The sequence below is a fragment of the Luteimonas salinilitoris genome, from assembly GCF_041300785.1.
Taxonomy (GTDB): Bacteria; Pseudomonadota; Gammaproteobacteria; order Xanthomonadales; family Xanthomonadaceae; genus Luteimonas; species Luteimonas salinilitoris.
The window spans coordinates 1-13,784 of sequence record NZ_JBFWIB010000008.1 but is presented as its reverse complement, the minus strand read 5'-3'; the positions used below and the strand labels follow the sequence as shown (position 1 = coordinate 13,784).

Annotated in this window: 15 protein-coding genes and 1 riboswitch; of the genes, 9 read left to right on the top strand and 6 right to left on the bottom strand. The window is 64.0% G+C overall.

Features of this window, described 5'->3' with window-relative positions; translation table 11 throughout:
* Positions 1–50 precede the first annotated feature (50 nt).
* Together AB5T46_RS12760 and AB5T46_RS12755 are read left to right on the top strand one after the other, a co-directional pair.
* On the top strand, positions 51–1,538 hold the full coding sequence (locus tag AB5T46_RS12760; RefSeq protein WP_370564366.1) for an alpha-L-fucosidase: 1,488 nt from the start codon (positions 51–53) through the stop codon (positions 1,536–1,538).
* A gap of 220 nt (positions 1,539–1,758) precedes the next feature.
* Entirely contained in the window at positions 1,759–2,187 is a 429-nt protein-coding gene (locus AB5T46_RS12755; protein ID WP_370564365.1) for a Dabb family protein, read from the top strand.
* Between the two features lie 268 nt (positions 2,188–2,455).
* On the opposite strand, the gene AB5T46_RS12750 is transcribed toward AB5T46_RS12755, so the two are convergent.
* Positions 2,456–3,208, bottom strand: coding sequence for a GntR family transcriptional regulator (locus AB5T46_RS12750; protein WP_370564363.1), 753 nt, complete (start codon positions 3,206–3,208; stop codon positions 2,456–2,458).
* Positions 3,209–3,461: 253 nt separating this feature from the next.
* Between AB5T46_RS12750 and AB5T46_RS12745 the strand changes: the two genes are divergently transcribed.
* From AB5T46_RS12745 to AB5T46_RS12735, 3 genes are all read left to right on the top strand, one after another.
* The gene (locus tag AB5T46_RS12745; RefSeq protein WP_370564362.1) at positions 3,462–4,025 is read left to right on the top strand and encodes a hypothetical protein; all 564 of its coding nucleotides are present in this window, start codon (positions 3,462–3,464) and stop codon (positions 4,023–4,025) included.
* Between the two features lie 65 nt (positions 4,026–4,090).
* Positions 4,091–4,891: an SDR family NAD(P)-dependent oxidoreductase gene (locus AB5T46_RS12740; RefSeq protein ID WP_370564361.1), complete on the top strand. Its 801-nt coding sequence runs from the start codon at positions 4,091–4,093 to the stop codon at positions 4,889–4,891.
* Positions 4,892–4,931: 40 nt separating this feature from the next.
* The gene (locus AB5T46_RS12735; protein WP_370564360.1) at positions 4,932–5,693 is read left to right on the top strand and encodes an NADPH-dependent F420 reductase; all 762 of its coding nucleotides are present in this window, start codon (positions 4,932–4,934) and stop codon (positions 5,691–5,693) included.
* Between the two features lie 193 nt (positions 5,694–5,886).
* On the opposite strand, the gene metE is transcribed toward AB5T46_RS12735, so the two are convergent.
* The gene (gene metE / locus AB5T46_RS12730; protein WP_370564359.1) at positions 5,887–8,196 is read right to left on the bottom strand and encodes a 5-methyltetrahydropteroyltriglutamate--homocysteine S-methyltransferase; all 2,310 of its coding nucleotides are present in this window, start codon (positions 8,194–8,196) and stop codon (positions 5,887–5,889) included.
* 217 nt (positions 8,197–8,413) lie between these two features.
* Positions 8,414–8,715, bottom strand: a riboswitch (cobalamin riboswitch).
* Between the two features lie 103 nt (positions 8,716–8,818).
* On the opposite strand from metE, the gene AB5T46_RS12725 reads away from it, so the two are divergent.
* Positions 8,819–8,995: an aminoglycoside phosphotransferase family protein gene (locus tag AB5T46_RS12725; protein WP_370564358.1), complete on the top strand. Its 177-nt coding sequence runs from the start codon at positions 8,819–8,821 to the stop codon at positions 8,993–8,995.
* A gap of 35 nt (positions 8,996–9,030) precedes the next feature.
* On the opposite strand, the gene AB5T46_RS12720 is transcribed toward AB5T46_RS12725, so the two are convergent.
* Positions 9,031–9,489 carry a CPBP family intramembrane glutamic endopeptidase gene (locus AB5T46_RS12720; RefSeq protein WP_370564357.1) on the bottom strand — a complete coding sequence of 153 codons (459 nt, stop codon included), beginning with the start codon at positions 9,487–9,489 and terminating at the stop codon, positions 9,031–9,033.
* Positions 9,490–9,633: 144 nt separating this feature from the next.
* Between AB5T46_RS12720 and AB5T46_RS12715 the strand changes: the two genes are divergently transcribed.
* Positions 9,634–10,098 (top strand): transposase, encoded by a 465-nt coding sequence (locus tag AB5T46_RS12715; RefSeq protein WP_370564356.1) that lies wholly within the window; start codon positions 9,634–9,636, stop codon positions 10,096–10,098.
* Between the two features lie 13 nt (positions 10,099–10,111).
* Here AB5T46_RS12715 and AB5T46_RS12710 read toward each other — a convergent pair whose 3' ends face one another.
* Positions 10,112–10,591 carry a MarR family winged helix-turn-helix transcriptional regulator gene (locus AB5T46_RS12710; protein ID WP_370564355.1) on the bottom strand — a complete coding sequence of 160 codons (480 nt, stop codon included), beginning with the start codon at positions 10,589–10,591 and terminating at the stop codon, positions 10,112–10,114.
* A 56-nt stretch (positions 10,592–10,647) separates the two neighbouring features.
* Between AB5T46_RS12710 and AB5T46_RS12705 the strand changes: the two genes are divergently transcribed.
* Together AB5T46_RS12705 and AB5T46_RS12700 are read left to right on the top strand one after the other, a co-directional pair.
* Positions 10,648–11,604 (top strand): DMT family transporter, encoded by a 957-nt coding sequence (locus AB5T46_RS12705; protein WP_370564354.1) that lies wholly within the window; start codon positions 10,648–10,650, stop codon positions 11,602–11,604.
* Between the two features lie 30 nt (positions 11,605–11,634).
* Positions 11,635–12,276 (top strand): NAD(P)-dependent oxidoreductase, encoded by a 642-nt coding sequence (locus AB5T46_RS12700; RefSeq protein WP_370564353.1) that lies wholly within the window; start codon positions 11,635–11,637, stop codon positions 12,274–12,276.
* Between the two features lie 528 nt (positions 12,277–12,804).
* Here AB5T46_RS12700 and AB5T46_RS12695 read toward each other — a convergent pair.
* Positions 12,805–13,014 (bottom strand): hypothetical protein, encoded by a 210-nt coding sequence (locus AB5T46_RS12695; RefSeq protein WP_370564352.1) that lies wholly within the window; start codon positions 13,012–13,014, stop codon positions 12,805–12,807.
* Positions 13,011–13,520, bottom strand: a complete 510-nt coding sequence (locus tag AB5T46_RS12690; protein WP_370564351.1) for a hypothetical protein — start codon at positions 13,518–13,520, stop codon at positions 13,011–13,013. Before AB5T46_RS12690 ends, AB5T46_RS12695 begins: the two co-directional genes overlap by 4 nt.
* Positions 13,521–13,784: the final 264 nt, after the last annotated feature.

Below are 13,784 nucleotides of genomic sequence, written 5' to 3'. Positions count from 1 at the left end.
TAATTAGCCTGTCCGAGAAATCAGGGGTGGCCCAACCTGTGGTTGGACCAATGCTAATGTCCTACTCGCAGCTTGCAGCCATGCCCGCATCGGCGCCTCCGGAACTCGACATGCCCTGGTTCTTGCGTTTCCTCCTCCCCAGCCTGCTGGCTCTCGCGGCAGGGGCTGCCTGCAGCCGCCAGCCGGACGCCCGGGCAGCGTCCGCCACCCCACCGACGGCTCCATCCACGTCCCCTGGGAAGGAAACGCCGGCGCAGAAGGCCAGCCGCATGGACTGGTGGACCGATGCACGCTTCGGCCTGTTCATCCACTGGGGCCTGTACGCGGTGCCGGCGGGCGAATGGCAGGGCAGGCGCGGCTACGGGGAATGGATCATGGAGGAGGCCGACATCCCCAAGGCCGAATACGAACGACTGGCGGCCCGCTTCAATCCGGTCAAGTACGACCCCGATGCCTGGGCCCGCGCGGCGAAGGACGCCGGCATGAAGTACGTGATCCTCACCAGCAAGCACCATGAAGGCTTCGCCATGTGGGACACGCAGGGCACCGACTACAACATCGCCCGGCGCACGCCCTACGGCAAGAGCGTGATCGAACCGCTGGCCGAGGCGGTGCGTCGCCAGGGCCTGCACTTCGGCGTGTACTACTCGATCATGGACTGGCACGATCCTTCGCAACGCGAGAGCAAGCCCGGCACGCTCAGTCCGACCCTGATCGATCCTGAGCAGAAGGCGCGTTACGTGCGCGACATGAAGACCGAACTGAAGGAACTGGTGGAACGGGCCGACGTCGAGGTGCTGTGGTTCGACGGCGAATGGGTCGATTGGTGGACGCAGGAAGATGCGCGCGACCTCGATGCATTCCTGCGCGGCCTCAAGCCGGACATCATCATCAACAACCGCATCTACAACTCGCGCGAAGGCATGGCCGGCATCAGTCCGGCGGGAATGCCGGGCGACTTCCACACCCCCGAGCAGGAAGTGCCCGCCACCGGCCTGGGCGCCGACAGCTACTGGGAAAGCTGCATGACGATGAACCAGAAGTGGGGATTCGTGAACGACAGCGAGGCGGACTGGAAATCGACCGGCGTCCTGCTGCGGCACCTGATCGACAGTGCCAGCAAAGGCGGCAATTTCCTGCTCAACGTCGGGCCTACCGCTGAAGGAGAGTTCCCGCAGCGCGCGCTGCAGCGGATGGCGGGCATCGGCCGCTGGATGCGGATCAACGGCGAGGCCATCCATGGCACCTCAGCGACGCCGCTGGGCCTATTGCACGGCCAGGCGCCGGCCTGGGGCCGGATCACCCGCAAGCCGGCCGAAGGCGGCGCAGCGGAGAGGCTGTACCTGCACGTGTTCGACTGGCCGCGGGACAATGTGCTGCGGTTGCCGTTGGCGCAGGAGGTTTCCAGCGCCCGCCTGCTGGCGGCTCCGGATGCGCGGATCGGGATCGATCAGGGCGACGGCGAACTGCGCCTGCGCCTGCCGGCTGCGGCACCGGATCCCGAGGTCAGCGTCGTCCGGCTGGACCTGTCGCCATGACCAGGGTCTGCTGACATATGCCGAGTAGGTCGCGCCGGGCCGGAGGGCGCGCGATGCGGCCGCTGCTGGAGATCGCCGCCAACTCGCTCGATTCCGCACTGGCCGTCCAGGCGGGCGCGACGCTTCTCCGCCGTCCGCCCGACATACCGACCGCGCCGGCCGCCGCACCCCAGGACACCTCACCAAAAAGTGAACCTGACCCCGTTAAAGGACCCGGATCATGACCGATCACAGCCGCCGAAATATCATCGTCGCCGCCACCGCCCTGGCTGCCGGCGTGGCCGCCACCGGCGCCCGCGCCGCCGCTTCCATGTCCGCCAGCAAGGCATCGTTCCCGCCGGTCGTGCACCACGTGTTCTTCTGGCTGAAGAATCCGGATTCCAAGGAGGATCTCGCCAAGCTGCTCGCCGGATTGCGAACGTTGGCGGGCGTCGACACCGTGCGAGGCATCCACATCGGCGTGCCGGCGGATACCGAGCAGCGCGGCGTCGTCGACGGCAGCTACAGCGCCTCGGAAATCCTGTTCTTCGACGACGTGGCCGGGCAGAACGCCTACCAGGTCCATCCCATTCACAAGCAGTTCGTCGCCGACTGCGAGCACCTGTGGCAGCGCGTGGTCGTGTATGACGTCAAGGCCGTCGCGCCGTAACTCATTTGCTCAAACCTATGTGATGTGACCAGTGAGCCGTGCCCGCGGCGGGAGGCGAACATGGCACGAAGATGGATTAATTCCCTCCGTCCCTTTTTGTCCTTTTTGTCCGAGCCCGTGACCCAACGTTCCGCTTGCCTCGGGCCGCGCGCGGCCGCCCCAGATCAGGAGATAAAGTGAACCTGACCCCGCTTTTGGTCCCTGACACCCTTTCCTACCTTTTCAGCACTACCCGATTGAAAGCTGCGGCATGCCTGGACCGGATTCCTTAAGTGAAGGCTTGAAGGTTGGCTTCTTGCAGCTTGGAACCCGCAATCAACGCCTCGAGCACCTGCTTTTTGAGGAAGAGGCACTGCGAACGGGCAAGTTTGACGATGCCGGAAGCGTCGCTCAACTCACAGGCGCGGACCAGTTGTTTTTGCTGGCTGATGATCAATTCAGTGAAGTCGAACGACTTGTATCCCAGATGCAGGACTCTCTCGGACTGGTCGAGTATCTGACCCAGCAGTTGCGCCAGCCGTAAATTTCCCGAGAGTTCCGCGAGCGTAAGCCGGAAGGCACGATCGGAGGCGAGGAACGCCACGTGGCTGCGGAGCGTTTCCGGCTTCAGTACTCTTTTCGCCGCTTGTCTGACATCTTCGAGCTCCCGCTTCCCGAGGCTGGACGCCGCCACTCCGAACACTTCCGGCTCGATCAGGCTGCGGACATCGAAGATCTCGTTGATGTCCCGCAAGCTGAGCGGCGCGATGACGTAGCCGCGGCGCGGTTCGCTCTTGACGAGTCCTTCCTGCGTCAAGCGGGTCAGCGCGGAGCGGATCGTCGCCTTCTTGATCTGGTACCGATCGCCAATCTGCTTCTCGGTCAGCGCTTCGCCGGGGCGCAGGACGCAAGCGACGATGTCGATCTTCATCTGCTCGTACGCCGCTTCGCTACGGAGCAGGTCGGCGGTCGGTGGCGGCGCGGCCCTGCCGGTGGATGGAGCCGATTCCGATGTTGCGGCTGCGGATTTAGAACGAGTCATTCGGATAAGGCTACCTGTTGACACTGACAATCGCATTTCCTAGGATTGAGCATCTCAGTAGATTAAGTTGAGCATCTCATAAAAGGGGCCGGCATGGAACGATTCAAGCCTGTCGATCCGGGCGAATCACAGAGTCATGAGATAAATCAGGTACTTGTCGCTTCGAGATCGGCTTGCGCGGACTTGCGCCTGTCCGCGCGCGCGCGGGCAAAGCGCAGCGACCAAGCCTCCAGCGCCTGCCGGGAGTAATCAGATGCCCCTTTCCGTCAGCTCGGTCCTGCACGCAGCTACCCAGGATCTCGTCGACGCCGCGGAGGGTCCCCATCCCCTGCAACACATCAAAACGGTGCTGAACGACCTTACCAACCGCTTCCACTCATCCGGTGTGCTCGTCCATGAAGAGGACGACGAAGAAGTGCTGCTGCATGCGAGCCCGAACCTGACGATCTACCACATCACGCTGTCGCCTGGCCTGCAGTACCCGCCCCACAACCACCTGATGGACGCGTTGATCGGCATCTACAAGGGCGGCGAAACCAACTTCGTTTATCCCGTCGTCGACGGCACGCTCGAGGTTCCGGAAAGGCGCGACTTCACCGCGCCTGCGCTGGTGCACCTGCCGCCGCATACGGTGCATGCCGTCGCCAATACCGGCAGCGGCCGCTCGGGCGCGCTGCATGTGTATCTCGGCGATCTGCCGCGGACGCTCCGGCAAATGTGGATTTTCCAAGGCAATCGGGCCGAGCCGTTCGACAACGATCGCTATCTGGCCGGTGCCCGGCGCATTCAGCCGCCAGTCTCTGAGCGCGAGAAATAGAAAAGGCGGCCAACAGTTTCACACGCCCGCATGGTAAGCGGCGCATAACCGGAAGGAGAGTCAAGATGCTGCTGAACGACAGTAACGCGGTGATCTACGGCGGTGGCGGTGCCATTGGCGGAGCCGCGGCGCGCGTATTCGCCCGCGAAGGCGCGAAGGTATTCCTGGTCGGGCGAACGCAGGCACGGCTGGACAAGGTGGCACGCGACATCCTGGCGGCCGGCGGCGAAGTCGAGACGGCGCAGCTCGACGTACTCGACGAAGCGGCTGTCTGCGAGCACGCGGGCGCGGTGGCGGCCAAGGCAGGCAGCATCGACATCGTGCTCAATGCCACCAGCGTGATGCACGATCAGGGTACGTCGCTAGCCGGCCTTTCGATGGAAACTTTCATGGTGCCGATCGACGGTGTTCTGCGACCTTTGTTCGCCACCTCCAAGGCCGTCGCGCAGCACATGGGATCTAAGCGCCCAGGCGTAATCCTGACGCTGACCGCACCTGCAGGGAAGATGACCGTGCCTGGCCACCTCGGCCACATCGTGAGTTGTGCCGCGACGGAAGCGTTTTCGCGGGCTTTGGCGGGCGAACTCGCCTCGCGCAATGTGCGCGTGATCTGCATCCGGTCCCACGCCATCGCCGATGCCCCCGAAGCGGGGTCCTACACCGGCGAGCTGTTCGGTCCGAAGGCCGAGGCCGCCGGTATGTCGGTGTCGCAATGGCTCGACGGCGCTGCGCAGACGACGTTGCTCGGACGCCTGCCGACCCTGGCCGACGTAGCGGAGACCGCAGCGTTTCTGGCCTCCGATCGGGCAGGTGCGATGACCGCTGCGGTAGTCAACCTGACCTGCGGCGCGGTCGCAGATGCGTGAAGTTCGTCCAGGCGCGGAAGCACCGCAGAAAGGTGAAATCATGAAGATCGGCGTAATTGGCATCGGCGAGATCGGGGGAACCATAGCCCGCAGATGGAGCGAGAAGGGCCACGGCGTGCGTGTCGCCAATTCGCGCGGCTCCGAGGCAGTCAAGCGATTCGCGGATGAAATCGGGGCCGATGCTGCCGACATCTACGGAGCCGTGGAAGGCGCGGACGTCGTGTTGCTATCCATTCCCTTTCCGGCCGTGGCGAAGCTTCCCAGCGACTTGTTCGACCGGGCTGCGGAAGGCGTGGCGATCATCGATACGGGGAACTATTATCCCGACGTGCGCGATCCGCGTATTCCGGAGATCGATGCCGGTATGCCGGAAAGCGTCTGGCTATCCCGGCAGCTTGGCCACCCCATTCTCAAGGCGTTCAACAGCATCCTTTTCCACGCCCTCTCCGAACTGGGGAAGCCCGAAGGCTTGCCGGATCGGCTGGCTATACCCGTGGCGGGCGATGACGCTCGCGCCAAACGGATCGTGATGGGGCTGGTGAATGAAATGGGGTTCGATCCGGTCGATGGCGGTTCGCTGGAGGAATCGTGGCGGCAGCAGCCTTCAACGCCCGCTTACTGCTGCGACTACGGTGCGGCAAAGACGCGGGAAGGGATCAGGGCGGCGGTCAAGGGTAGGGCGGAGAAGATACGCGACAAGGAGTGGAGAGAGGGATATGGCAGGCTCTATGCCAACCAGCCGACCCATGCCGATGCCCATGCCGATGTCATCGCAATGAACCGTTCGTTGAATCCACTTTAAGCCTAAAAAAATCTAAGTTCAGGAGAGAAGAACATGAGCGAGGCTTAGTTCTCACGAGCGAGTAGCCAAACTCCGATGCATCGCGGCGGCGATGAAGGATCGCCGGGGAGGAATCGGATGGACGCCTGCATTCGTTAGCAAAAGCGCGCATCGCTCCGCTCGCGCCCCTCTCCTGCCCTTCGGGCATCCTCCCTCACGAGCAGGGAGGAAAAGCCGCATCCCGCCTGTTCCAACTCCGCATCGCCCGTGCCGCACTCACCATCGCCACCAGCGCCGCCTGCGTCTCCGGCCAGCCGCGCGTCTTCAACCCGCAATCCGGGTTCACCCAGATCTGCTCGGACTGCAGCACTTCCCGCGCCTTCTCCAGCAAACCGACCATCTCCGCGACATCGGGAACGCGCGGCGAGTGGATATCGTACACGCCCGGGCCGATACCGCTCGGGTAACGGAACTTCACGAACGCATCCAGCAACTCCATGCGCGACCGCGACGTCTCTATCGAGATCACGTCGGCATCCATCGCCGCCACCGAATCGATGATGTCGTTGAACTCCGAGTAGCACATGTGGGTATGGATCTGCGTGCCGTCGGCCACGCCCGCGGCGCTGATGCGGAAACATTCGACGGCCCAGTCCAGATACGTCCGCCAATCGGCGCGCCGCAGCGGCAGGCCTTCGCGCAGCGCCGGCTCGTCGATCTGGATCACGCCGATGCCGGCGGCCTCCAGGTCGCGCACCTCGTCGCGCAAGGCCAGCGCGATCTGCCGGCAGGTGGCCGCGCGCGGCTGGTCGTCGCGCACGAACGACCACTGCAACACCGTCACCGGCCCGGTCAGCATGCCTTTCATCGGCCGGTCGGTGAGCGACTGCGCGTATTGCGACCAGCGCACCGTCATCGGCGCGGGTCGCTGCACGTCGCCGAAGATGATCGGCGGCTTGACGCAGCGCGAGCCATAGCTCTGCACCCAGCCCAGCCTGGTGAAGGCGAAGCCGTCGAGTTGCTCACCGAAGTATTCGACCATGTCGTTGCGCTCGAACTCGCCGTGCACCAGCACGTCGATTCCGATCTGTTCCTGGAAGCGCACGCACTTCTCGGTTTCTACGGCGATGAATCGATCGTAGTCGGCATCGGACAAGCGCCCGGACTTGTTGCGCGCGCGCGCCTCGCGCACCTCATGCGTCTGCGGGAATGAACCGATAGTGGTGGTCGGGAACGGCGGCAGGCCGAGGCGTAGCTGCTGCGTGTCGCGGCGCTGTTCGTAAGCGGAAGTGCGTTTCGTGGCAGCGGCGTCGAGACCGGCGAGGCGTGCGGCGACTTCAGGACGATGCACTTTCTTCGATCGGCGGCGCGTGTCCAGGCGATCGCGCGCCACTTCCAACGTCGAGCGCGTCGACACCAGGCCGTTGAGCGCATCGGCCAGAACGCGCAGCTCTTCCACCTTCTGTCGCGCGAACGCCAACCAGGCATGCAGGTCGGGGGGCAGCGCCGTCTCCAACGTCACATCGATCGGCACATGCAGCAACCAGCACGAAGGCGCGGTCTGCAGGCGTTCGCTGCCGATGCGCGCCCGCGCGAACTGCGCCAACGCCAGCGCACGATCCAGGTCCGTGCGCCAGACGTTGCGGCCGTCGACCAGGCCCAGCGACAACACCTGTGCCGGTTGCAGCGCGTCGAGTACCGCCTCGAGCTGTTCGGGAGCGCGCACCAGGTCGACGTGCAGGCCGTCGACCGGCAGCGAGGCCACCAGCGCGAGATTGTCGCCGAGCGCGCCGAAATAGGTCGTCAGCAGCAGCTTGGGGCGATCGGCGCCGGCGAGCGCATCGTATGCTTTGCGATAAGCGGCATGGTCGTCGTTGTCCTGGTCCAGGACCAGGCAGGGCTCGTCGATCTGCGCCCAGTCAGCGCCCGCAGCCTTCAGCTTGGCGAGCAGCTCCGCATACACCGGCAGCAGCCGGTCGAGCAACGCCAGCCGGTCGCTGCCGTCGGTGGCCTTGGACAGCAGCAGGAAGCTCACCGGCCCCAGCAGCACCGGCCGCGCGTCGTAACCCAGCGCCTTGGCTTCGAGGAACTCGACAACTGGCTTGTCGCCGCGCAGTCGGAAGCTTTGCCTGGCATGCAGCTCCGGCACCAGGTAATGATAGTTGGTGTCGAACCATTTGGTCATTTCCAGCGCGCGCAGATCGATGCCGTCCTTCTGCGCGCCGCGCGCCAGCGCGAAATAGCCGGCCAGCGGATCGCGGTCGGCGAGTTTGCGGTATGCATCTGGAATCGCGTCCAGCCAGAACGCGGTGTCCAGCACGTGGTCGTACAGGGAAAAATCGTTGCAGGGCACGATGTCGGCGCCGGCGGCTTTCTGCAGTTGCCAGTGGCGATGGCGCAACTCGCGTGCGACGGCTTGCAGCTGTTCGGCACCTGACTCTCCGCGCCAGTAGGCTTCCAGCGCTCGTTTCAGCTCGCGTTTGGCGCCGATGCGCGGAAAGCCCAGGTTGGTGACGATGCTCATTTTTTGCGTTTCCTCGATGCGTTGGCGTTTGAGGAACGAAGGAACCGCGCGCCGTTCGTCCGCACGCGAATGCGAACCGCCCGCCACGCCAGCGACCTTCGCCCCCGCGGGCGAGCCGGAACTGCGTGAGGAAGGCGCAGGAGAAAACGCCGCGCGCAAGGCACGGCATCGGCTCCGGCCACTTCCCTGCGGAAGTTCCAGGTCAGGCGGAACGCGCTTTCGCGCTCCGGCCGGGGCAGGTTTCGGGCTCGTGGACTTGAGCTTGGCTTTTTTGTGGGAGCGGCTTTAGCCGCGAGCGCTTTGTCGGTCGTCGCAACCGGAAAAGCTCGCGGCTAAAGCCGCTCCTGCAACAGCTGGGCTCGCCTAATCGCCGGCGTCTTGGAGGACGACAGCGTTCGTTTCCACACACCGCTGCGGGGCAGCGCCGGAATTGGATCGGAAGATCCGCACCAGCTTCCCTTTTAATTTCATCTTTTCATCTGGATGAAGAGATGAAAACCTTCGGCAAGGGCAAATTACGCCCGCCGGCCGGCGCCGTCAAGCCTTCTGCGCGACTGCGACTGCGACTGCGACTGCGACTGCGGCTGCGACTGCGGCTGAGGCGTCGGATGGCCTGTCCGGCATGTTCGAGGAATTTTTGAGCCGCTGGGGCCTGACGCCCGACGGCGCGGCCTTCATCACCCACAGCCGTTCGCTGATGCCCGTGCGCCGCCGCGGCGAGCCGGCGATGCTGAAGATCGCGCACGAAGCCGAAGAGAAGCTCGGCGGGCTGCTGATGTCGTGGCGGGCGGGAGTATAGGAAGAATAAACGCCCTTTTTGTAGAAATCAGGAGTTCAGGAAGGTTCGATGTCCGAGGGTTCCGCCGGGTTGCTCCCGGTCGAGGCCGGCCCGCGCCGACGCCACATCCGATCGACGATCACCAGCACCAACAGCAGCGCCATCATGCCGAGTCCGGCGTACTCGGTGAACGGAACCACGCGTACCGTGTTGTTCAATGCCGTGTGCAGGACCACCGCCAGGAGCAGATTCCCGCCGCTGCGGTTGTAGAGCCAGGTGAACAGGATGCCGAGCAGCACGCACACGCCCACTTTGGCGAACACCATCTGCGGATCTTCGGGATACTGGCCGTTGACGAACAGCGGGTAGTGCCAGAGCCCCCACACGATCCCGATCAGCACCGTGCTCGCCAGCGGACTCATGCGTTTCTGCAGCTCCGGCAGCATCCAGCCGCGCCACCCCGCCTCCTCTCCGACCGCCACGACCAGCAGTGTGAACAGGATCGAGCGCAGCACGAACAGGCCCCACACCGGCAGCGGAAGCCGGTGGGCAAAACGGGGTCAGGTTAGCTTTTCCGACACCGGGGTGCGGTTGCGCCCGACGCGGCGCGGCGGCAGATGATGATGTCGCACGCGCCGGTCCCGGCCCACGATCTGCCGATGGCCCGATTTCCACGGTTCGATCTGCCCGGGGTGCCGCAGCACATCGTGCCACGCGGTAACAATCGCCTGCCCTGTTTCCTCGACGACAGCGACCGCCTTCGCTACCTGACCTTGCTGGGCGACGCCCTGCTGTCCACCGGCGTACGCCTGCACGCATATGTCCTGATGGACAACCACGTCCATCTCTTGGCGACGCCTCCTTTAAGAGGCAGCATCGGCCGGATGATGCAGCGGCTGGGGCGCCAGTACGTCGGCCTGTTCAACGCCCGGCACGGGCGCAGCGGGACGCTGTGGGAAGGCCGCTACAAGGCCTGCCTGGTGGACAGCGAAAGCTACGTGATCGCCTGCTATCGATACATCGAACTCAACCCGGTGCGTGCCCGCATGACCGACGATCCCGCTGCATACCGCTGGTCGAGCTGCGCCGCCAATCTCGGCCAGCGGCCGCAATCGATTCTGTAGATAGATCACCGCACTAAAATCCGCGCAAGAACTGCCTCAGCAGATCATCCAATTGGGTGCGTTGCTCATCGGTCAGGGCGGCGACCAGTTTTGCCTGTGTCTCGACATGGGCGGTCACCGCTTCATCGATCAGCTTGAGCCCCTGCGGAGAAAGAGAAATCAGAAATCCGCGACCATCATCGGGATTCCTGGCCCGTGCGACCAGCCCCGCTTTTTCCAACTGGTCGATACGATGCGTCATCGTGCCCGAGGTCACCATCGTCGATGCCATCAACCCGCCCGCCGAGAGCGCATAGGGTGGGCCCGTCCGGCGCAAGGTTGCCAGAACATCGAAACTCGCGCCGTTCAAGCCGTACACCGACCACGTCTTCTCCATCCTGCGCATGAGATGCCAATGAAGCTGTTTAATTCGCCCGATCGTGCCCATTGGCGCGACTTGGAGGTCGGGTCGTTCTTGCCGCCATTGCTCAAGGATTCTGTCGACATGGTCCATGGGGCTTAGTTTTGCACAAAGAACCTTGACATCAAGATGTATCTGCATATATCTTGATGTCAAGGTATATGCAACTGAGGCAAAACATGGCGGGCTCTGCAACGAACGTACCCGTACCTGCCCGCAAAAGAGCTTGGTTGGTTCCGTTACTGTGTCTCTTGTCCGGCGGGGCACTGCTGGGACTATCGACCAATTTGGCAAAACTCGCGGGCGAGGCGCATCTGCCACCATTGGCGTTTCTATGCTGGTCAATCGTCGGCGCGGCGGTCATCCTGATGGTCGTGGCAGCACTGCGCCGGGATCTGCCACCGGTCAATGCGCGCACGCTTGAATACTATGCAGTGTCTGCGCTGGTGGGGGTTGCAGGCTCCAATCTGATCTTCTTTGCGGCCATTCCGCATATCGGCGCCAGCTTTATCGCCCTGATCATCTCACTGCCGCCGCTGCTGACCTATGTGGGGGCGCTAGCCTGGCGAATCGAACGATTCCAGATGAGCCGCGCAGCCGGCGTGGTGGTGGCGTTGGCTGGAGCCGGTGTTCTCGCGGCGCGCAAATTCTCCGCGCCCGATGCGGATGGATTCTGGATTCTCCTTGCCCTTGTCGGGCCAATCCTCCTGGCCATCGGCAATCTTTACCGTACGCTGCGCTGGCCCGAAGGCGTATCGGCCGATGCGCTGGCACCGGGAATGCTGCTCGCCGCTGCGGTCATGCTGGTTGGGGCGGGATTTTTGCCGGGCTTCTCGCTCGCCGTTCCAATGGACCAGAGTCTGCCGCTCGTCCTGATCGCGGTACAGGCCGTGGCCTTCGCGGGAATGTTCCTGTTGCTGTTCATGCTGCAGAAAACAGGTGGACCGGTTCTGCTGAGCCTGCTGGGCTCCGTCGGCGCTCTTGTAGGCGTACCGGTCGCGATATTTCTGCAGGGTGAGGCGCCACCCGAGGGGCTGTTCGTGGGCGCTGTCCTGATCACCGCTGGCATTGCGCTGCTCACGCTCGGCAAGGCCAAGTCCGAATAATCCACCAGCCTTCTACGAAGGAGATACTTGATGAAGATTACCGTATACGGAGCCGCCGGGAATGTCGGCAGGCGCATCGCAATTGAAGCGCTGGGGCGCGGACACGACGTCACCGGCGTGGTGAGGACGAAGGCGCAGTTCAGCAAGCTGCCCGAGAACGTGATTCCCTGCGCCGCGGATGTATCCGATCTTCAGCAACTCGCCCGCACCGTTGAAGGTCAAGACCTGGTCATCAGTGCGCTCCGCCCGCAGGATGGACACGAGGAAGATCTGGTCGCACTGACCCGTTCGGTTTTGGACAGCACGGCAGCCGCGGGGGTACGTGTTCTTCTGGTCGGCGGCGCGGCGCGGCTGCTGCTACCGGGACGCAGCGGCGAGACGGTGCTGAGCGCACCAAACTTCCTGCCCGCATCGACGGTTGCGATCGCTCGTGCTTCTCAGGCGCAGTACGAACTTTGCCTGAGTGAGGCCCGCGCGGATTGGACCTATCTTTCGCCAGCCGCAATGCTGCAGCCTGGCAACCGCACTGGCCACTATCGTCTTGGCACCGATACGCTGGTCGTTGATGAAAACGGTGCGTCTTGCATTTCAATGGAAGACTTCGCGGTGGCGATGCTGGATGAAGCAGAAATGCCTAAGCACGTCCGGAGTGCTTTCACAGTTGGGTACTGAACTGGCCGAGCACCATGCGGACAGCACCGACACAAGCGTCGCACGGGTGACCGTTTTTTCACCGCTATTGCTCTGTCAACGCATGCAACCTATCGCCGAGCGGGGCGTCTCCGCCCCGCCCACCTGCGCGCGACTGGAGCAGCCGGATCAGTGCAGGCGCAAGCTGCGCGACGGCCTGGCGTATTCGAGCGGTGGATACGCGTGCAGCGGCACCACTGGACCGGGGGCTGTCCACGGCCGCACCGGTCCGAAACGGGGTCCGAAACGGGGTCAGGTTCACTTTCCCTACGAAGCCACTAGCCGAGATCCGCGCTTACCTGCAGCAGCAACGGGCGCTGGGCGGGGACGACTTCAAGGCCATGGTGGAAGCCAAGACGCAACTCTTCACCGCCGCCTGCCCGGCACACCGGCCGTACCGGATGCCCCAAGGCCAGGACACCTCAGCAAGAAAGTGAACCTGACCCTGTTCTTAAGAAGTGAACCTGACCCCGTTTTTTGGCCACGTCAGCGGGCCGCACAGATCCACCGCTATCGGCCATCCGACGAAGGTGGCCGGGCCTGTCTGTCGCGCAGCGCCAGCCGCTCCGGCGCCAGCGCGCCACTGCGGTATGCCAACTCCACCATCTCCTCGAAGAAATCGATCTTCGTGCCTGCGCTCAGCCGCACCCAGTCCATGAGCTGCGCGCGCTCGGCGTCCTCGAAACTGAATTCCAGCGAAGGCGACGGAGAAGGGTTCACGACCCACCCTCCTGCTCGGCGGCCAGGATCTGCTGCAGCTTGTCGATATCCTCCAGGTCGCGGGGACGCGCCGATCGCCGCTTCATCTCGATCAGGTGGGGGATGGAGGCGATCCGGACCTCGAGTCCATCCACGTCCTTGACCACGGCCTCCGCCATGAGGTCGCCGAACCCGATGGGCTCGTCGATGAAAACATCCACAGAACGCAGCGGGTTCGCAGGATCCCACAGCGGGAACACGACCATGTTGCGGTTGCGCAGCCAGTCCAGGCGCCTGTCCTCATCCGCGAAGTCATCCATGGCCACCGGCAGCCGCGGCTGCAGGCCGATCGAAGCGAGTGCGCGCATGCCACGCCTGGCGTTGCCCGGAGACAGGCCGATCGCAAGGTCGAGATCCGCGGTGGCGCGCAGATAACCGTGCAGGATGACCGCCAGCCCGCCCACGACCACGTAGTCGACCCGGGCGTCATTGAGGGCGGCGAAGATCTGGCGGACGTTGAAGGCCATGGCCGGAGTCTAGCCGGGCCGGGTGCCTCAGTCTCCCGCGGAAGCGCTGGACCGCAGGACCGGGCCTGGCGTGGGATAGCGCGCCTGGACACCGACGTCGGGACAGCACCCCGACCAGCTGGGCTATCCCTCGGCCGGAAAGGGGGAGCGGGCGATGACGAGACCCTCGGTCTCGATGCCTTCAGCCCATGTGGAAGCGAAGACCCGCGGCTTTGCTTCTGCGCGACCGCGTACCCTCCCCGTCGCCAGGCGAGGCCGTCGGAT